Below are 19273 nucleotides of genomic sequence, written 5' to 3'. Positions count from 1 at the left end.
TATGGTGGGCGCATGCCCACTCTACCTTCGGAGCCCACGTCCTCCGACCAACGAGAATCCCATCGAGCCCGTGAGCTGGCCGAATCGTTCGGCTCGGATCCGGAACGCTATGACCGCGCCCGGCCCAGATATCCGGCTGCCATGGTGGATGCGATCGTCGCCGCCAGTCCCGGACCCGAGATCGTCGATGTCGGCATCGGCACCGGCATCGCCGCCCGGCAGTTCCGGGCGGCGGGTTGCCATGTACTGGGCGTGGAGGTCGATGGGCGGATGGGTGAGTGGGCGCGAAAGTACGGTTTCGAGGTCGAAGTGTCTGCCTTCGAAGCCTGGGACCCCGCGGGGCGAATCTTCGACGCCGTCATCTCCGGCCAGACCTGGCACTGGGTGGACCCGGTCGCGGGCGCCGCGAAGGCCGCTGAAGTGCTGCGACCTGGTGGACGGCTGGCCGTGTTCTGGAATGCGGGCCAACCGCCGACCGACCTGGCCGAAGCCTTTGCCGCGGTCTATCAACGGGTCGTCCCCGACTCGCTCGCTGCCCGTTGGGCGACGGGGGCGAAGACCGCGTATGCGACGCCATCCGACAAGGCGATCGAGGGGATTCGGGCGGCGGGTGGCCTCGGTGAACCCGAGCAGTGGACGTTCGACTGGGAGCAGACGTACACCCGGGACGAGTGGCTGGATCAACTGCCGACGACCGGCGGCCACGCCCAATTCTCCTCTGCCACACAGGAAGAGGTGCTGGAAGGTATCGGGGCTGCCATTGATGCGGCGGGCGGTTCCTTCATGGTTCGGTTCACCACGACGGTACTCATCGCCTTGCGAACCTGATCCAGCGGGCGAAGTTATCCACAGGCTCGGAGTTATCAACAGACTTTTATTTCGCCCTGGTCGGCCCTGATTCCCGACCTTGCCGCGGGACTAGCGTCGCCGCCATGTCCCGACATGACGAGCATGAGCGGATTCGCCGACGACTGAGCGTGTTGACCGAGCGAGTCGGTGCCAGCCGAACGATCGGTGCCGGAAGTCCGGCGCGCACCGACGCTGAGCTGTGCCGAAGTTCGCCGTCGAGGTCCGGGAAGCGATCGGGGCGAAGCAAGCCGCCGGTTCGCGCTGGGCGGTGGGATGACGAGAAGTTATCCGAGGCGGTGAAGTCCGATCCCGAGGTTTCGTCTACCGAGGCGGCCGAATCCGCTCTCGAGGATGATGACGACGGGGTCGGCGAGGTGCGGGCACCGAGTTGGCTGGATGTGCCACAGCGGCGCTCGGCTTGGCGGGATCGGCTTGTGCCGGAACGATTTCGGGGCACTCGACTGGATCCGGGGTGGCGGGGACTGGTGACGCTCGTCGCGGTCGGACTGGCGGCGGTGGTCGTCGCTGCCGTCGTGGTGTTGCGTGAGCGGCCGGTCGCGCAGTTGGTGCCGCTGCCGTCGGCGGTGCGCATCAGCGCCGGCACGGTACCGGCTGGGCTGTCCGGCGCCAGCATGGCGGCATCATCCGGAGCTGGACCGTCCGTCGTTCCGGTAACCACCAGTACCGCAACGGAATTAGTGATCAGTGTGGTCGGCCTCGTGCATCGCGGCGGCCTGGTTCGATTGCCCGCCGGGGCACGGGTCGCCGACGCACTCAACGCCGCTGGTGGTGCCAAGGACGGCGCGGATCTGAGCGGACTCAATCTCGCACAGCGTCTCCAGGACGGCGACCAAATTCTCGTTGGTCCAAGTGCTCCGAATGCCGGGCCGCAACTCGGCAGCGCCACGATCAGTGCGGGCGGACGGCCGCCAGGCGGCGTGGCTTCGAATTCCGCTGCGGCACAACGCCCGTCGAGCAAAGTCGACCTCAATACCGCAACCGAAGCCGAACTCGATGCCCTCCCCGGCATCGGCCCGGTCACCGCCCGCGCGATCGTCACCTGGCGCACCACGAATGGACGATTCACTGATGTCGCCCAACTCGGCGAGGTCGACGGCATCGGACCGGCGCGCCTCGCCCGTCTGCGCGATCTGGTGACGGTATGACCGCATTCGAGGGGGTGTCGGACGGACAGGGCGATATCGATCGCCGGGCTGCCGAGGTTGGCGAGCCGTCGATGGAGGCGGTGCCGGTGCTCGACGCACGGTTGCTGCCCGCGGCGCTGAGTTGTTGGGGTGCAACGATTGTCGCACTGACGGCGGGATGGGTGGCCGGTCTGGTGCTGGCGTCGGTGCTGGTACTGCTGGCGATCGGGCTCTGGGTGGCGCTGTTGCGCGCGGTGGCCCATCCCGACGAGCGGCGGCGGGTAGTCGCCGTTGCGACACTTGCCGCGCTGCTGCTCGGTGCCGGGTTCGCGGTGGCCGGGGCGTGGCGCGAGCATCGGGTGGCGACGCATCCGTTGCGGAACACAGCGGCTTCGGTGCGTGTGGTCGTCACACCCCTCGATGATCCGAAACCGGTGCGGTCCAGTGCATTCGGGGGTGAGCAGCGGTGGACGGTGCGGGCACAGTTGCGCGATTACCGCCAAGGCGGTTCGACGGTGCGGGCGGGTGGCACCGTGTTGGTTCTCGGGTCCGGTGCGGATTGGGACGGGCTGCTGCCCGGACGGGCGGTGGAGTTTCGGGCCAAGCCGGAGCTGCCGTGGCACCGCGATCTCACCGTCGCCACGCTGCGTGCCCAGGGACCGCCGGTGGTGGTCGGCGCGTTGCCCTGGTGGCAACGGGTCGCCGCAGCAGTGCGCACCGACCTCGCGTCGGCCGCACGCGTACTACCCGAACAACAGGCCGGGCTGCTGCCCGCGCTGGTGGTGGGCGACACGTCCGCGCTGTCCGGCGAAGTCCGCGAGGAGTTCGAAATCGCTGGGCTGGAACATATTTGCGTGGTCAGCGGGGCCAATTTCACGATCTTGTTGGCGGTGGTACTCGGTGCGGTGCGGCTGCTCACCCTGGGCCCGCGCGTCGGTGCAGCGGTCGCGGCGGCGGCACTGCTGATGTTCATTGTGGTGGCACGTCCGGACCCGAGTGTGCTGCGGGCGGGGGCGATGGGTGCGATTACCTTGCTCGCCTTGATAACCGGACGCCGCAAGCAGGCATTGCCCGCGCTCTGCACGGCGGTCATCGGTCTGCTCGCGCTGTGGCCAGAACTGGCGGTGCGCGCGGGATTCGGACTGTCGGTACTGGCGACCGCGGGACTGATCCTGTTGGCGCCGAGTTGGGCGGACTGGTTGCGCGCCCGCGGCTGGTGGCGGGTGCCGGCCGAGATCGTCGCGGTATCGGCCGCCGCGTTTGTGGTGACGACACCGCTGGTGGTCGCGCTGACCGGACAGCTCAGTTTGGTTGCGATCCTCGCGAATATCCTGGTCGAACCGGTAATCGCACCGATCACGGTGCTCGGGGCTATCGGCGCCGCGCTCGCCGCGGCCTGGCCTCCGCTGGCCGAACTGATACTGCGTTGCGCCCAACCGCCACTGTGGTGGCTGCTGTTCGTCGCCGAACACGCGGCGAATGTGCCTGGCGCGGAGATCTCCGTGCGCGGTGGGCTCACCGGCGGGGCAATCGCCTGTGCGGCAGTAGTTCTCGTTGTGCTGGCATTGCGGTCGGCGGTAATGCGTCGTCTTGCCGCTGCCGTCCTGCTCGGCGTCGCGGTCGTGCTGATACCGGTGCGGGTCTGGCATCCGGGCTGGCCACCCGGTGGCTGGGTATTGGCTGTCTGTGATGTCGGACAGGGTGACGGACTCGCATTGTCTGTCGGTAATCACACGGCGGTGGTCATCGATGTCGGTCCGGATCCGCGCATCATGCGGACCTGTCTGAATCGCTTGCGCATCAACCGGATCTCGCTTCTCGTGCTGACGCATCCGCACGCCGACCATATCGCTGGTCTGGCCGGTGCCTTACAAGGCCGGACGGTCGATGCCCTGGGTGTCGGGCCTGGGGAGCTGTCCGGAACAACGGTCGACGTCGAATCCGCAAGCACCAGCGAGGTGCGAATATCGAATTCGATGAGATCCGAGGCGGATTCAGGTGCGTCGAGGGGGGCGTCCCGTGGACGAGGTTCTGCCCGGGAGCGGCGCGCATCGGTCAGCGGTCCGGAGCAAGTCGCCAGTCTCGCAGCACAGGCTCACATCCCGGTGCTGGAGCTTTCCTCGGGACAGGTATGGCGTTTCGGCGCTGTCGAATTGAACGTACTGGCCCCGGCCCCGCTTGCGCACCGCACGACCGGCCCGCCGAGCACCGACGACGCCAACGACCGCTCGATTGTCATCGCCGCCGCCACTCCCGCGGGCCGAATTCTGCTCACCGGCGATATCGAGGCACCGGCGCAACAACGACTGCTCCACTCGGGTGCTCCTGTTCAGGCCGACGTTCTGAAGCTGCCACATCATGGATCCCGAACGACCACCAAGGAATTCATCGCCGCTGTCCACCCTCGACTCGCCCTGGTCAGCGTCGGCGCCGACAACACCTTCGGCCATCCGAACCCCGGTGTGCTCGCGGATCTGGCTGAGCTGGGGGTCACCGTTGCCCGGACCGATCAACAAGGCGACGTCGTGGTCCTAGGTGAGGATCGTCAGCTGCGAACCCTGACGGCTCGACGAGCCAGATCGCCGTCCCGATAGTCCGCACGCCGATCTGGACAAAGCTGATGGACCCAGGCGGCAGCTTCCGAGCGCAGGTCTTCGTTGGACCCGCGTCCGGCCGAAGTCGGGATAGTTATCTGCCGACTGCAGCGCCTGGTTGTGGATGAAGAAGGGACAGCCGGACGACAGGGAGGTCCGAGTTCGAACACCTGCGGTGACAAATCGGAGGTGCCTGTGAGGTGTGAGGACGTGTCGGTGACGAACCGTAGGATGCTCGCGTGAGCGAGCGTAGCGAGCGAACCAAAGACACAGCACCGTCGGGCACGACGGAGCCGAGCGCCAGCGAGGTGCAGTCGTGACCGAACGGACTGCGGCAGTACACCTGGTGCTCGGTGATGAAGAGCTGTTGGTCGAACGGGCCATCGCGGGGATTGCGGCGCAGGTGCGGGCCAATGCGCCGGACCCCGATGCGGTACCCGTTGATCGACTGCGGGCCGGTGATGCCAGCACCGCGGAGCTAGCGGAGTTATTGAGCCCTTCACTGTTCGCCGAGGATCGGGTGATCGTGCTCGAGTCGGCGGCGGAGGCGGGTAAGGAGGCAGTCGCGGTGATCACCGACGCCGCCGCGGATCCGCCCGAAGGTGTGGTGCTCGTGGTGCTGCACTCCGGGGGCGGCCGGGCCAAGGCGCTGGCCCCTGCGCTGCAGAAGTCGGGTGCACAGGTACATGACTGCGCCAAGTTGACGAAGGCGGCCGAGCGGGTGGAGTTCGTGCGCGGGGAATTCCGCAATGCCGGGGTGCGGGTTTCGGGCGAGGTCGTGCAGGTGATGCTGGAGGCGGTCGGCTCGGATCTGCGGGAGTTGTCCGCCGCCTGTTCGCAATTGGCCGCCGATACCGGCGGCAAGATCGATATCGCCGCGGTCCGCCGCTACTACTCCGGCAAGGCCGAGATCTCCGGTTTCGATGTCGCGGAACTCGCGGTGGCCGGCGATCGCCCCGGTGCCATGGAGGCATTGCGCTGGGCCAATGACCGCGGCGTACCGCATGTACTGCTCGCCGACGCACTCGCCGACTCCGTCCACACCATTGCCCGCGTTGGATCCGCGGGCCGCGGCGACCCGTTCAAGCTGGCCCAGCAATTGGGCATGCCGCCCTGGAAGGTGAAGAAGGCCCAAGCCCAAGCGCGGGGCTGGAACCAGGCCAGCATCGGAACGGCCCTGCAAGTCGTCGCCACGCTGAATGCCGACGTAAAGGGCGGTGCCGCCGACGCCAACTACGCCTTGGAACACGCACTGACGCAGATCCTGGACCTGTACTCCGCAAGCTGAGTGGATGTCACGACTGCAATAGCGGAGGGTCACCGAGCGCAGGTTGACGGCGACAGTTCACCGCCCGTGCGCGAAAGGGGCACCGCGCGCAATAGGCGACCGAGCGGAATCCGGTGTTACCGCTCAGTCGTCGCCAACTTCTCATTGACCCACTTATTGATGCTCACACCATGCTCGGCCGCCTCCATAGCCAGCCGTCGATGTAGCGCCGGAGACATGCGCAACGCGAAGTGACCGCTGAACTTCCGATCCGCCAGCGGTTCGGGAACCGGCTCCTGCGACTGCCGAAGATCGGCAACCACGTCGGTCACCAGCTGAACGATCCCCTCGAATGCTTCTGCCATCGAGTCCGCCAGCCAGGACAACGAGGGAAATTCGAGGCATCGGCCAACGAACTCCTCGTCGTCCGGCGACCATTCCACCCGGAACGAATAGTGCAGATCGGGAGAGTGCTTCATCGTCATTTCCATCATTGCGTCTGCTCCAGCCTCTCGATCGCCGCAAGCACCTGTTTGACCTGATAGGGCTTGGCTTTGCCGCCGTCTCCTCGCTGGATGTTCACCCGTGGATCGCCCGCCCACGGTGTTTTGAACACCGCATGGCTGGTGCCCTCCTGGCGCGGCGGCCCGAAGTGCTCGCTGCACACCTTGTGTAGCTCGTCGTAACGGATGTTGGTCGGACTTTCCGCCATCTTCTGGAGTAACTTCTCGACCGCGGTCACCCGGTGATGATATTACCCGTGATATCGCCGAGGGTCGAGTTCGGCGGAATTCCGGCTGATCGGTGGCCGACGCGCTGATGGGGTGGTGCGAGCCGGACTCGCACCACCCCATCAGGTGAAACTCAGTGGCGGCCTGCGATTTTCAGGTCGCCGAAGGTGACACCGCGGGTCATCGGACGGGCGAGCATGTCGTGCGGGAAACCCAACTCGATCGCGCTGGCCTGCTGCAGCCGGTCCAGCTGCGCGGTGTCGAATTCGACCTCGAGCGCGCCGAGGTTGTCCTCCAACTGCGCGGCCGTGCGTGCGCCGATAATCGGTGCCGTGACGCCGGGATTCTGTAGTGTCCAGGCGAGCGCTACCTGTGACGGAGTCTTACCCAGTTGCGCCGCAACATCTTTCACCACATCGGCGATCACCAGGCCGCGTTCGGTGAGCGCTCCGTTGGCAGCTGCCACGTTTTTGCGGGTGCCCTCGGGTGAGCTGGCCGCGTCGTGCGCCAGATCGGCGCGGCTGTACTTGCCGGTGAGCACCCCGCTGGCCAGTGGCGACCACGGCACCACGCCGAGGCCGAGTTCTTGTGCCATCGGAATGAGATCGCGTTCGACGGTCCGCTCGATCAGGCTGTACTCGATCTGCAGCGCGATCAGCGGCGACCAGCCGCGCAGGTCGGCGATGGTCTGCATGCGTGCGACCTGCCAGGCCGGTGCGTCGGAGATCCCGACATAGAGCACCTTCCCGGCGCGGACCAGATCGTCCATGGCGCGCAGGATCTCCTCGACCGGTGTCAAAAAGTCCCAGGCGTGCAGGTACAGCAGGTCGATGTAGTCGGTGTTCAGCCGACGCAGGCTGGCCTCCACCGAACCGACCATGCTCTTGCGGTGATTGCCGCCGGAGTTGGGATCGGTCGGTCGTCGCAGCATCGTGTATTTCGTTGCCAGCACGAGACTTTCGCGATTGGCGGCGCTGAACTCGCCGAGCAGTTGCTCGGAGGTGCCGTTGGTGTACTGGCTCGCGGTATCGATGAAGTTGCCACCGCGCTCGACGTAGGTGTCGAAGATCTTGCGGGCCTCGTCCTTATCGGCGCCCCAACCCCAATCGGCGCCGAACGTCATGGTCCCGAGGGACAGCGGAGACACCCGAAGGCCCGAGCGGCCGAGCAACCGGTAGGTATCGAGGGTGCGGGCTCCGGACATGTCGTGCTCCTGTCGTTCGTACTTTCTTTCCGGTGTCATCGAGTCTGGAACGGCGCGAGAGTGTGGGTAAGGGAAGGTTTTTCCTGGGAAGGCCAGTCCTAGGCAGCCGTAAGATCGAGGGCGATGACGAGCACGGTGAATGCCACACAGCGGAGCGAGCTCAGGCCCGGAGGCGGTAGCTTGCGTGACCACGTAGGGCCAGGAAGCTCCGCGAATTGGGCACAAGCACTCGCGGCCTTTCTGCGCGCTCGGCGCGAGCGATTGAATCCCGGCGACTTGGGGCTGCCCCCGCGCAAACAGGCTCGGCGCACCCCCGGTTTGCGCCGTGAGGAAGTCGCCGAGCTGGCGGGCGTGAGCACCGACTACATCGTGCGGCTGGAACAGGGGCGCGGCCTGCGCCCATCCGCAGACGTCCTGGAGGCGCTCGCCCGCGCGCTGCGCCTCGATACCGACGAGCGCGCCTACCTCTTCGATCTGGCCCAGCAGCGCCAGCCGAATGCCGGGAAACCGAGCACCGTCCCCGCGCCCGCGCTGGAGTTGCTGGTGCGCGATCTGTCGCCATTGCCCGCGATGCTGGTCAACCACCGCTACGACATCCTGGCGTGGAATCCGGAAATGGCGCGGTTGGTCGTCGACTTCGGTGCCCTGCCGCCGCGGCAGCGCAACTCCATGTGGCTGTGCCTATTGGATCCTGCGATGCGCGATTTCTACTGCGACCGGGATCGGATCATTCGCGAGGGCATCGCCGATCTGCGCGCCGCGTGGGCGGCCCATCCGGATGATCAGGAACTGGCCGATCTGGTCGCCGAGTTCACCGCACGCAGCGAGGAGTTCGCGCAGGGGTGGGCCAGACACGACGTCCGGGTGCAGGGGCGCGGGAGGAAGCCGCTGCGCCACCCGGAGGTCGGGCCGCTGGTGGTCGATTTCGAAGTGCTCATGCCGCTACAGGATCCGGACCAGCGCATCATCATCTATCGCGCGGCCGATGCGGAGTCCCAAGCCGCGCTGGATCGTTTGAACGCCGACCTGGATTGAGCACTCAGAGATCCGCACCCGCCCGGTGCGGGTGCGGATTCACGGGATCTATTCGACCGAGCTGAGAACCAGTTCGATGTCCTCTTCGGACTCCTCGTACCGGCCCTCCCACTCCTCGTAGACCGGAATTTCCTCGTCCCTGGTGACGATCCACTCCAGCGAGTAGCCGCCTTCCTCATCGGGGACCATGACGTTCTCGATCTTCAGTCCGATGCCGAGGACCTCGGCTGCGCGGATGATGTCCGGCAGATCTTCGGAGCGAACCGGCGTCTGATTGGCGTACACGGTAACCATGCGCCGAATCGTAGCGGGAACCTACGACATGTGGTGCCCGATCAGAATTCGGCTCGAGGAATGGATGCGGAGGATGACCTGGGGATGTTGGCGGGGACGCCACTTTCCTGCCGATTTGCCCAGGGCAGTCTCGATGACCTGGCATCTGTCGGGACGGTTCCGCTCAACGCCCAGGGGGCCGCATCGACGCCGAAGCGAATGATTGCTGAAGTATTGCTGAAGGGGCATCTGAATTCAGGCTGGCGGACCGAAAAGTGATCCTCGCAATAGTCGATCAGCGACGACAAAAGCCGCCGTGGTCATCGAGGCCACGGCGGCTGCGTCAACGTATGGGTGGTACCGCAGGCGGTACAGGTGCGATCAGAGCTTGTTCAGCGCCAGCGCGAGAGCCGACTTCTTGTTGGCGGCCTGGTTGGCGTGGATGACGCCCTTCGAGGCGGCCTTGTCCAGCTTGCGGCTGGCACTGACAACCAGATCGGTGGCCTTCGCCTTGTCGCCGGCCGCGAAGGCCTCGCGGACCTTGCGGATCTCGGTGCGCAGCTCGGACTTGACCGACTGGTTGCGCTGGCGCGCCGCCTCGTTGGTACGGATCCGCTTCATCTGGGACTTGATGTTGGCCACGCCTGTTTCCTCGTGTTCCTGTCGCTGGTGGACTGTGCTGAAAAGTTCGCGAGCGCGCGTTGGAAACCGGAGTAATCAGGTAACGCGACGCCGAAGATCGAGGGTACCAGCCGCCACGTCGCACACGAAATCACCACCACTGCGGCACGCGAAATCGCTACCGCGAGAACGGCTCGACCGGCAACGCTACCGACCGCTGTAAGGGGGCGTAAACCCGGAGTGATGCAAGAAATTTACCTGTGTCTCACACGGCATCAACGCTGCGTGTAGCACGATTTTTGCATGACTCCCGCCTCGCCGCCACGTTCGGCGCGATCTCCTGCGCCGACCCGTGACCGGTCTAACGGGCATGCGAACGGCAACGGCAGAGCAACCACATCCGGACTATTCGCGGGCTACCGTCCCGGCCGGTACGCGGACGCCTTCGACGAGATGTTCGACGGACAGGGCCGGGTGCGTCAGCCATATAGGGGAATCTTCTCGGCGCTCGCGCCGATCGACGTGGCCGATCTCGCGGCCCGCTCGGACGCGCTCGACCGCGCCTTCATCGATCAGGGCATCACCTTCTCGCTCTCCGGACAGGAGCGGCCCTTCCCGCTCGATCTGGTGCCCCGGGTGATCGCGGCCGCCGAATGGGCCAAGCTGGAGCGCGGGATCAAGCAGCGGGTGACGGCGCTGGAGCTGTTCCTCGCCGATGTCTACGGTGAGCAGAACATCCTGCGTGACGAGGTCATCCCGAAGCGGCTGGTCACCTCGTGTCAGCACTTCCACCGCGAGGCCGCCGGACTGGTGCCGCCGAACGGGGTGCGCATCCACGTGGCGGGGATCGATCTCATCCGCGACGAGCGTGGCGACTTCCGGGTGCTCGAGGACAATCTGCGCTCACCGTCCGGGGTTTCCTATGTCATGGAGAACCGGCGCACCATGGCACGGGTCTTCCCGGATCTGTTCTCCTCGCACCGGGTGCGCGCGGTCGGCGACTATCCGACGCATCTGCTGGCCGCGCTGCGCGCCTCGGCCGCGCCGAACGAGGCCGATCCGACGGTCGTCGTGCTCACGCCCGGCGTCTACAACTCGGCCTATTTCGAACATTCGCTGCTGGCCAGGCAAATGGGGGTGGAACTGGTCGAGGGGCGCGACCTGTTCTGCCGCGACAATGTCGTCTACATGCGGACTACGGCAGGGGAGCGTCAAGTCGACGTGATCTATCGCCGCATCGATGACACCTTCCTCGACCCGATGCACTTCCGGCCCGATTCCGTGCTCGGCGTCGCCGGACTGGTGAATGCCGCGCGGGCGGGCAATGTGGTCATCTCCAGCGCGATCGGCAACGGCGTCGGCGACGACAAGCTGACCTACGCGTATGTGCCGACGATCATCGAGTACTACCTCGCCGAGAAACCGGTGCTGCCCAATGTCGATACCTATCGCTGCTGGCTCGACGACGAGCGCGAGGAGGTGCTCGACCGCATCGCCGAACTGGTGATCAAACCGGTCGAGGGGTCCGGCGGCTACGGCATCGTCATCGGTCCGGTAGCGACGCCACGGGAATTGGAGACGATCCGGCGCAAGATCAAGTCGGATCCGCGGGGTTGGATCGCCCAGCCGGTGGTGCAGCTGTCCACCGTGCCGACCAAGATCGGTAACGAGCTGGTGCCCCGTCATGTCGACCTGCGGCCCTTCGCGGTCAATGACGGCGACGACATCTGGGTGCTGCCGGGCGGTTTGACGCGGGTGGCATTGCCAGAGGGGTCGCTGGTCGTCAATTCCAGTCAGGGCGGCGGCAGTAAGGACACCTGGGTGCTGGCCGGGCGCGCCTCACCCGCCGATCGTGAGCTCGCGGGCGAGGAGTTGGTGAGCGACCCGCCGCAATCCGATCAGCGTGAGCTAGGCCGGGAATTGACCGCGACGCAGTCGAACCAGCAACAGCAGCAGCAACAACAGGAGCAGCGGCTGGGATCGATGCGACAGAGTCAACGACTAGGTCGAGGTCAGCAGCAGAGCGGGGTGACGCGCTGATGCTGGCCCGCAACGCCGAATCCCTGTACTGGATCGGACGATACGTCGAACGCGCAGACGACACTGCCCGCATCCTCGACGTCGCGGTGCATCAGTTGCTCGAGGACGCCACGGTGGATCCGAACCGAACCTCGCGAGTCCTGTTGCGGGTGTTGGGAATCGAACCGCCCGACGTCGAACTCGATGTCTGGTCGGTCACCGACCTGGTGGCCTTCAGTCACGACCACGGCAATTCCATTGTCGACTCGATCGCCAATGCTCGCGAAAATGCCAGGGGCGCACGCGAAGTCACCTCCAGCGAGATGTGGGAGTGCCTGAATGCCACCTATATCGGGCTCACGGCCACCGAGAAGGCCGCCCGCGGTCTCGGCCCGCACGAATTCTTCCACTACATCAAGGATCGGGCGGCGATGTTCGCCGGACTCTCCGATTCCACCCTCAGCCGCGACGACGGCTATCGCTTCCTGCTGCTCGGTCGCTCCATAGAGCGCGTGGATATGACTGTGCGCCTGCTGCTTTCGCGCGCGGGCGATCGCACATCGTCACCGGCTTGGGTGACCGTTTTGCGCTCAGCGGGCGCGCACGACACCTATCTGCGCACCCATCGCGGCGCGCTCGACGCCAATCGGGTCGCCGAATTCATCCTTCTGGACCGGCTTTTCCCGCGTTCGGTCTTCCATTCGGTGCAGGTGGCCGAGGCTTGCCTCGCCGAACTCGATCAGCGCCCGAGCAGCCGGGTCGGCGCGCGACACGAGGCGCAGCGGCTGCTCGGCAGGGCCCGCAGCGAACTCGAATTCCTGCCGCCCGGTGCGCTGCTGGAGGATCTGCAGAATCGCCTGCTTTCGCTGCAGAAGACCTGTCGCGAGGTCAGCGAGGCCATCGCACTGCAGTACTTCCACGCCGCGCCGTGGGTGGCCTGGACCGATCTGCGCCGCAGTCACGATAACCATGCGCAGGTGGAGGGAGAGCTGTGAGCTGGCGGATCAGGGTGGTGCACACCACCGGTTATGTTTACGACGCCCCGGTCACCCGATCGTTCAACGAGGCTCGGCTCACTCCGCGCGCGGACAGCAGGCAGAACGTCATCCTGAATCGGGTCGAGACGGTGCCCGCCACTCGGTCCTATCGCTACACCGACTACTGGGGCACCGCGGTCACCTCCTTCGATCTACACGCGCCGCATACCGAATTGGAGGTCACCGGATCATCGGTGGTGGAGACCGAACCGTTCGCCGGTCCGGCCGAGGAGCTGTCCTGGGAGGAGTTGAACTCCGATCACATCGGTGACCGTTTCGACGAAATGCTCTCGCCCACCGCCTATGTGCCGCGGGACAAGAAACTGGCCGCGATCGCGAAACAGCTCGCGCGCGATGTTCCGCCCGCGAAAGCCGTTGTGCGCGCGGCCGAATGGGTGTACGGCGAAATGAATTACATCGCGGGTTCCACCTCGGTGCACACCTCGGCCGTGCAGGCCTTCGCCGAACGTCAAGGCGTATGCCAGGATTACGCGCATCTGACCCTGGTTCTATTGCGCAGCATGGGGATTCCGAGTCGCTACGTCTCCGGATATCTACATCCCAATCCGGCCGCCGAGATCAATACGACGGTCGCCGGACAGTCGCACGCCTGGATCGAGGCCTGGACGGGCGCCTGGTGGGGCTACGACCCGACCAACAATATCGCCATCAACGAACAGCACATATCCGTCGGCGTCGGCCGCGACTATGCGGATGTGCCGCCGCTGAAGGGCATTTTCTCCGGCGGCGGTTCGACCGATTTGGAGGTTGTCGTGGAAATCACCCGGCTCGCCTAGGTCGGCCCGGCGTAGCGATCGCTCAGGGATCGCTCGATAAGGGGCAGCGTTGTAGTGCTCACCCGTCTCGCGTAACGTCCAGTTTCACATCAGCCGTGATTTTCGTAGCAGGTCCAAGGCAAAACCCCGTGCATACGGGGAAGATCCTCTCGGAAGGTGGCGCGTATGTCTCCCACTGCTCAGGAAGTCGTCGAGGAAGTCACCGAACTGGAGCCGACGCCGGAGGCCAAGAAGTGGGCCGCCGAGGCGCTCGGCACGTTCGTTCTGGTCATGAGCGGTGTTGGCACCGCGGTACTGGCCGGTGAGCGCGTCGGGCCGCTGGGTGTGGCCCTGGCCTTCGGCCTGTCTCTGCTGTTCCTGGTCTACGCGATCGGGCCGATCTCCGGCTGCCATGTGAATCCGGCCGTGACCCTCGGGCAGTTGCTGCTCGGCAGGCTTTCGGTGATCTCCGCGGTCGGTTATGTGATCGCGCAGCTGATCGGTGGATTCCTGGCCGGAATCGTGCTGTTCGCGATCGCGAAGAATCTCCCCTCCTACGATCGCTCGGTCAACGGGCTCGGGGCGAACGGCTGGGGTAAGCACAGTCCGTCCGCCGTGCGCGGTCCGCTCGGACAGGTGGTGATCGAGAACGGATACGGCCTGTCGGCGACGATCATCATCGAGGTCATGTTGACCGCGCTACTGGTATTCGTGGTGCTGGCCTCCACCGACCAGATCTCCGATATTCCGCTGGCCGGCCTGTCGATCGGCGTCACGCTCGCGGTCATCCACCTGATCTCGATCCCGGTGGACAACACCTCGGTGAATCCGGCCCGCAGCCTCGCCGTCGCCTTCTACCAGAACGGCGCGGGACCCCAGGTCTGGGTCTTCGTGGTGTTCCCGCTCATCGGTGGCGTACTCGGCGCGCTGGTCTACGGCCTGCTCTACGGCCGTTCCCGCGAGATGGTGTCTTGATTCCAGTCAGTGCCAGGCGTATTCGGCGCACAAGCGGTGGGCGACCAGGTCGAAGGTCTTGCGGGCGAGGATCGCGCCTTCGCGACGGATGCCGTCCTCCGGGACGTCGAGTACTCGATCGAGGCGGACCCAGCTCGGCCTGCCCTCGTGATCCCAACTGCCGCTGCCGATTCCGACCCAGTCGCGATCGTGCGCGCGCTCCGGATTCGACGACAGCATCAGGCCGAGCAAGGTCCGGCGGTCGCGCCCGACGACGAGCACCGGGCGGTCCTTGCCGTTATTCGGATCTTCCTCATAGGGCACCCAGGTCCACACGATCTCGCCGGGATCGGCCCGACCGTCCAGCTGCGGGCAGTAGACGATCTGCCTGGCCCGCTCGGCGGTCGGTACCGGGGTCGAGGCGGTCGGCCGGATCGCGACCGCGGGCGCCTTACGTGTCGCCAGCGATCCGACCGCGCGCTCGAGCAGCGATGAGCGCTGCAGCTTGTCCACCAGCTTCGGTCCCTGCTGCTTGACGATCTTGGGACCCTGCTCCTTCGCGATGAGGCCTAGCTGCTTGCCGATCGTGTTCCAAGTTCGGGCCATCCTTGGATGGTAACGGCGCGGTCTCGCGTTCTCATCAGCACTGCCTACCGCCCGGTAGGGCGAGTTCGCGCATCATGCGCCGATCCACTGCATTGTTCGTGTCGAAAACGGTTGCAGCACCGGATATCTGCTGGCGGAGACGGTATCGAGGTCGCGATCGGCACCGATCCGCGCGACCGAGTCGAGCATGCGCCGCACCCGATCCTGGAACTCGGCCGCGTCGCGCGCGCCGTACCAGACCAGCGGGTCGGTGAGCGCCGCGGCCGGAAACTGTTCCTCGACAATGGCATCGATGACGGGCGCGTCCGGAGTGATCGCCCGGACCACCACGTTCTGCGTGTAGCCGAACGTCGACTGCGTCTCGACGGCCACGGCGGTGTGCCGTCCCTGCCAGTCACTCAGCCAATCCGCCTGCGTGAGTTCGGCGGGCCGACGCAGGAAGGCGAGGTTGCCGAAGCCCTCGGTGCGGGTCGGGACCGAATCGTCGAGCCGCAGCGGCACCGACTCGGTCACCAGGTAGCCGTGTGCCGCGGTCGCGAATTCGGCGAGGATTTCCGCCGCGGCCGTGGCCGCGGGACCGTAGCTCTGCTCGACCCAGACCGTGACCGCCGCGGCGATCGGCGGGTCGAGCGTCACCATTCGCATCAGCGCGGCTTGGACCGCCGCATCACGGACATAGACGGTGACACCCGCAACACCGAGATCGACCAGTTGCGCGGCCACGGTGGTGCGCAGCGATTCGCACCACGACTCGGTCGACTCGGCATCGGCTCGGCGCAGGACGAAAACCAATTTCTCCACCCGCCGAAAATACGGCGAACTCTCCGTTAGAGTCGGGCAATTCGTCGTGGAAGAAGGATCCAGCTGTGCAGCCGCAGGTTTTTCCGGGAACCTACACCGACGATCACGGCACCGAGCGCATCATGTGGCGGCTCGGGCCATCACGGCACTGGGGTGCGAACCGGTTCGATATCCGGACAGTGATCCGTGGCGTTCCGGTGGCGGGCCCGGACTTCGACGCGCTCGGCCCCTACGACAAGGGCGCCGCACTTCGGGTCGGACTGCCCGTCGACCAGTGGGATGTCCTCTCGGGCTGCGCATTCTCCGGCGAACTGCCCTGCTCGGTGCAGCTGCACGACCAGCGCCGACCCGGTGTGATCGAGTTCCGGCTGACACTGCCGCCCGGCGGGGCGGGGGAGTCGCTCGAACTCGCCATCGAGATCGACGGGCTGACCTACCAGGGCACCGACAGATACTTCGAGGATGCGCTGTTCCGGCTCGGACAACAATTCCCGGACGACATCCGCCTGCTCTCCTGCATTACCTGCCTGTTCTCCGACTACTCGCCGCACGGCCACGGCCTCACCGGCATGTGGTGTCATCGCGATGCCAAGGACCAGTACCTCGCGGTCCGCACCAAGGACGACTATTTCGAGGTGCCGGTGACCGAGCAGGTACCCGAGACCTACCTGTGCGCCGACTACACGCTCCGCATCCCAGGCACCGGCTACCGCGGCTGAAAGGTGGTACGGACCGCGGAACGGTGAACCGCTGACAGTGCCGCTACCTCGCGCATGGGACGATGGACAGCAGTTTGCCGATACCCATGAGGAGTGGAGTGCCCGCCAGCTTCGCCGACACGACGTTCACCGATCCCGCCCGGATCCGGAACTTCTGCATCATCGCGCACATCGACCACGGCAAGTCGACGCTGGCCGACCGCATGCTGCAGCTCACCGGTGTGGTCGAGGAGCGGGCGATGCGCGCCCAGTACCTGGACCGGATGGACATCGAGCGCGAGCGCGGCATCACCATCAAGGCACAGAATGTGCGGCTGCCCTGGCAGGTCGACGGCACCGACTATGTGCTGCACCTGATCGATACGCCCGGCCACGTCGACTTCACCTACGAGGTGTCGCGCGCGCTCGAGGCGTGCGAGGGCGCGGTGCTGCTGGTCGACGCGGCGCAGGGCATCGAGGCGCAGACGCTGGCGAATCTGTACCTGGCACTGGACAAGGATCTGACGATCATCCCGGTGCTGAACAAGATCGACCTGCCCGCCGCCGATCCGGACCGCTACGCCGCCGAGATCGCGCATATCGTCGGCTGCGAACCCGATGACGTGCTGCGGGTCTCCGGTAAGACCGGTGTCGGCGTCACGGAGCTGCTGAACGAAGTCATCAAGCAGGTGCCCGCGCCGGTCGGCGATCCGGACGCGCCAGCGCGCGCCATGATCTTCGACTCGGTCTACGACACCTATCGCGGCGTGGTCACCTACGTCCGCGTGGTGGACGGCAAGATCATTCCGCGCGAGAAGATCAAGATGATGTCCACCGGCGCGACACACGAGTTGCTCGAGGTCGGCATCGTCTCCCCGGAGCCCAAGCCCACCCAGGGCCTCGGCGTCGGCGAGGTCGGTTATCTGATCACCGGCGTGAAGGATGTGCGCCAGTCGAAGGTCGGCGATACCGTGACCTCCGCGCGCGGTGGTGCGAGCGAACCGCTCACCGGCTATCGCGAGCCGCGCCCGATGGTGTACTCCGGTCTCTACCCGGTCGACGGCTCGGACTATCCGGACCTGCGCGACGCGCTCGACAAGCTCCAACTCAACGACGCCGCGCTGACCTATGAGCCGGAGACCTCGGTGGCGCTCGGCTTCGGATTCCGCTGCGGCTTCCTCGGCCTGCTGCATATGGAGATCACCCGCGAGCGCCTGCAGCGCGAATTCGATCTGGACCTGATCTCGACCGCGCCGAACGTGGTCTACACGGTGGAGATGGAGGACGGGGCCGAGCACGTCGTCACCAATCCGTCGTACTGGCCCGAGGGCAAGGTCCGGCATGTGTACGAGCCGGTGGTCAAGTGCACGATCATTTCGCCCAGTGAATTCATCGGCTCGATCATGGAGCTGTGCCAGGCGCGGCGCGGTGAGCTCGGCGGCATGGACTATCTGTCCGAGACCCGAGTCGAGCTGCGCTACACCATGCCGATGGCCGAGATCATCTTCGACTTCTTCGATTCGCTGAAGTCGCGCACCCGCGGGTATGCCAGCCTCGACTACGAGGAGTCGGGGGTGCAGGAATCGGCGCTGGTCAAGGTGGATATCCTGCTGCAGGGCGAGGCGGTTGACGCGTTCAGCGCGATCGTGCACCGCGACGCCGCCCAGGCCTACGGCCACAAGATGACCACCAAACTGCGCGAACTCATTCCGCGCCAGCAGTTCGAGGTGCCCATCCAGGCCGCCATCGGCTCGAAAATCATTGCCCGCGAGAACATTCGCGCCATCCGCAAGGACGTGCTCGCCAAGTGCTACGGCGGTGACATCAGCCGTAAGCGCAAACTGCTCGAGAAGCAGAAGGAGGGCAAGAAGCGCATGAAGACCATCGGTCGCGTGGACGTCCCCCAGGAAGCCTTCGTAGCCGCCCTCTCCTCCGACGCGGCCTCCGACAAACCCAAGGGGCAGAAGTAGGCCGAGACTGGGCGCACCGTCCGTCGATACGGTTGTAGTGCGTCCACCGATCGAGGTGGACCGCGACGATCATGCGAAAGTTGGAGGGGCAGGCGATGTCGGCGACACATCAGGAGCCGTTCCTGACTTCTGACTTCGAGTCCATCGCGCGCGGTCGAACGCGAGACCGAGGGAGTGCGTGTTGAGCTGATCGAGGGTCGGCTGGGGATCAAGCCTGTGCCCGATGCCGAGCACAATCGAATCCTGCACTGGTTGCTGCTCGCGTTGATGCCGCTGAGCCCTCGGCTATTTCTGCATATCGCCGGGCAGGGACTGGCGGTGGGGGGCTTACCGGAACGGGCGTGCGCGGCCGGATGCCGTCCTGGCCCCGATCGATGCGTTTCTGGGGCACGGCGAGTGGGCGGCGCCCGATGCGGCATTGATGGCCGTCGAGGTTACCTCCCGTGACTCCGACACCAATCAGCGCGACCGAATCGACAAACCAGCGGCTTTCGCCGAGACCGGAATTCCGATCTATCTGCTTATCGATGGGGATTCGGCGGAGGTCGTTGTGTACAGCTGTCCGGATGGCAAGCGGTACAAAGACATCCATCTCCGCGCCATTGGGCTCGAGGTGACGCTGCCCGAACCGATTGGCATCGAACTCGACACCAGGCCGCTCCTGGAGTGGATCGAACAGTAGAGCCGCTGCTT

19 protein-coding genes and 1 pseudogene are annotated in these 19273 nt (G+C 65.6%); 13 read left to right on the top strand and 7 right to left on the bottom strand.

Annotated features, from left to right (window positions below; all coding sequences use genetic code 11):
• The first annotated feature begins 12 nt into the window (after positions 1 to 12).
• The 4 genes from ACFYOW_RS22915 to holA all read left to right on the top strand — a co-directional run bounded on the left by ACFYOW_RS22915 (position 13) and on the right by holA (position 5876).
• Positions 13 to 828, top strand: coding sequence for a class I SAM-dependent methyltransferase (locus tag ACFYOW_RS22915; RefSeq protein WP_387290950.1), 816 nt, complete (start codon positions 13 to 15; stop codon positions 826 to 828).
• A 104-nt stretch (positions 829 to 932) separates the two neighbouring features.
• Positions 933 to 2015 carry a helix-hairpin-helix domain-containing protein gene (locus tag ACFYOW_RS22910; RefSeq protein WP_387290948.1) on the top strand — a complete coding sequence of 361 codons (1083 nt, stop codon included), beginning with the start codon at positions 933 to 935 and terminating at the stop codon, positions 2013 to 2015.
• Positions 2012 to 4588, top strand: coding sequence for a ComEC/Rec2 family competence protein (locus ACFYOW_RS22905; protein ID WP_387290946.1), 2577 nt, complete (start codon positions 2012 to 2014; stop codon positions 4586 to 4588). Before ACFYOW_RS22910 ends, ACFYOW_RS22905 begins: the two co-directional genes overlap by 4 nt.
• Before the next feature lie 316 nt (positions 4589 to 4904).
• Complete coding sequence (holA, locus tag ACFYOW_RS22900) at positions 4905 to 5876, top strand: DNA polymerase III subunit delta (RefSeq protein WP_387290944.1); 972 nt, start codon at positions 4905 to 4907, stop codon at positions 5874 to 5876.
• Positions 5877 to 5992: 116 nt separating this feature from the next.
• Here holA and ACFYOW_RS22895 read toward each other — a convergent pair whose 3' ends face one another.
• The 3 genes from ACFYOW_RS22895 to ACFYOW_RS22885 all read right to left on the bottom strand — a co-directional run bounded on the left by ACFYOW_RS22895 (position 5993) and on the right by ACFYOW_RS22885 (position 7790).
• Positions 5993 to 6334 (bottom strand): type II toxin-antitoxin system HicB family antitoxin, encoded by a 342-nt coding sequence (locus tag ACFYOW_RS22895; RefSeq protein ID WP_387290942.1) that lies wholly within the window; start codon positions 6332 to 6334, stop codon positions 5993 to 5995.
• A gap of 11 nt (positions 6335 to 6345) precedes the next feature.
• Complete coding sequence (locus ACFYOW_RS22890) at positions 6346 to 6597, bottom strand: toxin HicA (RefSeq protein ID WP_387290940.1); 252 nt, start codon at positions 6595 to 6597, stop codon at positions 6346 to 6348.
• 122 nt (positions 6598 to 6719) lie between these two features.
• Positions 6720 to 7790, bottom strand: coding sequence for an aldo/keto reductase (locus ACFYOW_RS22885; protein ID WP_387290939.1), 1071 nt, complete (start codon positions 7788 to 7790; stop codon positions 6720 to 6722).
• 180 nt (positions 7791 to 7970) lie between these two features.
• Between ACFYOW_RS22885 and ACFYOW_RS22880 the strand changes: the two genes are divergently transcribed.
• Positions 7971 to 8825, top strand: a complete 855-nt coding sequence (locus tag ACFYOW_RS22880) for a helix-turn-helix domain-containing protein (protein ID WP_387290937.1) — start codon at positions 7971 to 7973, stop codon at positions 8823 to 8825.
• Positions 8826 to 8873: 48 nt separating this feature from the next.
• On the opposite strand, the gene ACFYOW_RS22875 is transcribed toward ACFYOW_RS22880, so the two are convergent.
• Positions 8874 to 9119, bottom strand: a complete 246-nt coding sequence (locus ACFYOW_RS22875; protein ID WP_040687907.1) for a hypothetical protein — start codon at positions 9117 to 9119, stop codon at positions 8874 to 8876.
• Positions 9120 to 9179: 60 nt separating this feature from the next.
• On the opposite strand from ACFYOW_RS22875, the gene ACFYOW_RS22870 reads away from it, so the two are divergent.
• Positions 9180 to 9377, top strand: a complete 198-nt coding sequence (locus tag ACFYOW_RS22870; protein ID WP_387290935.1) for a hypothetical protein — start codon at positions 9180 to 9182, stop codon at positions 9375 to 9377.
• A 102-nt stretch (positions 9378 to 9479) separates the two neighbouring features.
• Here the strand turns inward: ACFYOW_RS22870 and rpsT are convergent, their stop codons facing one another.
• On the bottom strand, positions 9480 to 9740 hold the full coding sequence (gene rpsT / locus ACFYOW_RS22865; RefSeq protein ID WP_040687883.1) for a 30S ribosomal protein S20: 261 nt from the start codon (positions 9738 to 9740) through the stop codon (positions 9480 to 9482).
• A 432-nt stretch (positions 9741 to 10172) separates the two neighbouring features.
• Here rpsT and ACFYOW_RS22860 point away from each other — a divergent pair, with 432 nt between their 5' ends.
• The 4 genes from ACFYOW_RS22860 (at position 10173) to ACFYOW_RS22845 (ending at position 14526) form a co-directional block, all read left to right on the top strand.
• Positions 10173 to 11759 carry a circularly permuted type 2 ATP-grasp protein gene (locus tag ACFYOW_RS22860; protein ID WP_387291417.1) on the top strand — a complete coding sequence of 529 codons (1587 nt, stop codon included), beginning with the start codon at positions 10173 to 10175 and terminating at the stop codon, positions 11757 to 11759.
• Complete coding sequence (locus tag ACFYOW_RS22855) at positions 11759 to 12733, top strand: alpha-E domain-containing protein (protein WP_387290933.1); 975 nt, start codon at positions 11759 to 11761, stop codon at positions 12731 to 12733. The genes ACFYOW_RS22860 and ACFYOW_RS22855 overlap by 1 nt, the downstream gene beginning before the upstream one ends.
• Positions 12730 to 13572, top strand: a complete 843-nt coding sequence (locus tag ACFYOW_RS22850) for a transglutaminase domain-containing protein (protein ID WP_387290931.1) — start codon at positions 12730 to 12732, stop codon at positions 13570 to 13572. Before ACFYOW_RS22855 ends, ACFYOW_RS22850 begins: the two co-directional genes overlap by 4 nt.
• Before the next feature lie 165 nt (positions 13573 to 13737).
• Positions 13738 to 14526, top strand: a complete 789-nt coding sequence (locus ACFYOW_RS22845) for an aquaporin (protein WP_387290929.1) — start codon at positions 13738 to 13740, stop codon at positions 14524 to 14526.
• 6 nt (positions 14527 to 14532) lie between these two features.
• Here ACFYOW_RS22845 and ACFYOW_RS22840 read toward each other — a convergent pair whose 3' ends face one another.
• Positions 14533 to 15111, bottom strand: coding sequence for a type II toxin-antitoxin system PemK/MazF family toxin (locus ACFYOW_RS22840; RefSeq protein ID WP_387290927.1), 579 nt, complete (start codon positions 15109 to 15111; stop codon positions 14533 to 14535).
• A gap of 72 nt (positions 15112 to 15183) precedes the next feature.
• Positions 15184 to 15912 carry a hypothetical protein gene (locus ACFYOW_RS22835; RefSeq protein WP_387290925.1) on the bottom strand — a complete coding sequence of 243 codons (729 nt, stop codon included), beginning with the start codon at positions 15910 to 15912 and terminating at the stop codon, positions 15184 to 15186.
• Between the two features lie 65 nt (positions 15913 to 15977).
• On the opposite strand from ACFYOW_RS22835, the gene ACFYOW_RS22830 reads away from it, so the two are divergent.
• The 3 genes and pseudogenes from ACFYOW_RS22830 to ACFYOW_RS22820 all read left to right on the top strand — a co-directional run.
• Entirely contained in the window at positions 15978 to 16631 is a 654-nt protein-coding gene (locus tag ACFYOW_RS22830) for a DUF6304 family protein (protein WP_387290923.1), read from the top strand.
• Between the two features lie 86 nt (positions 16632 to 16717).
• A complete protein-coding gene (gene lepA / locus ACFYOW_RS22825; protein ID WP_387290921.1) occupies positions 16718 to 18580 on the top strand; it encodes a translation elongation factor 4 in 1863 nt (620 codons plus the stop codon).
• Between the two features lie 292 nt (positions 18581 to 18872).
• Positions 18873 to 19262, top strand: a pseudogene (locus tag ACFYOW_RS22820) (Uma2 family endonuclease); the annotation flags it as partial.
• Between the last annotated feature and the right edge of the window lie 11 nt (positions 19263 to 19273).

The sequence above is a fragment of the Nocardia sp. NPDC006982 genome, assembly GCF_042869435.1.
Taxonomy (GTDB): Bacteria; Actinomycetota; Actinomycetes; order Mycobacteriales; family Mycobacteriaceae; genus Nocardia.
Note: the sequence above shows the minus strand (reverse complement) of the source record. Positions and strands in the feature narration are given on the sequence as shown.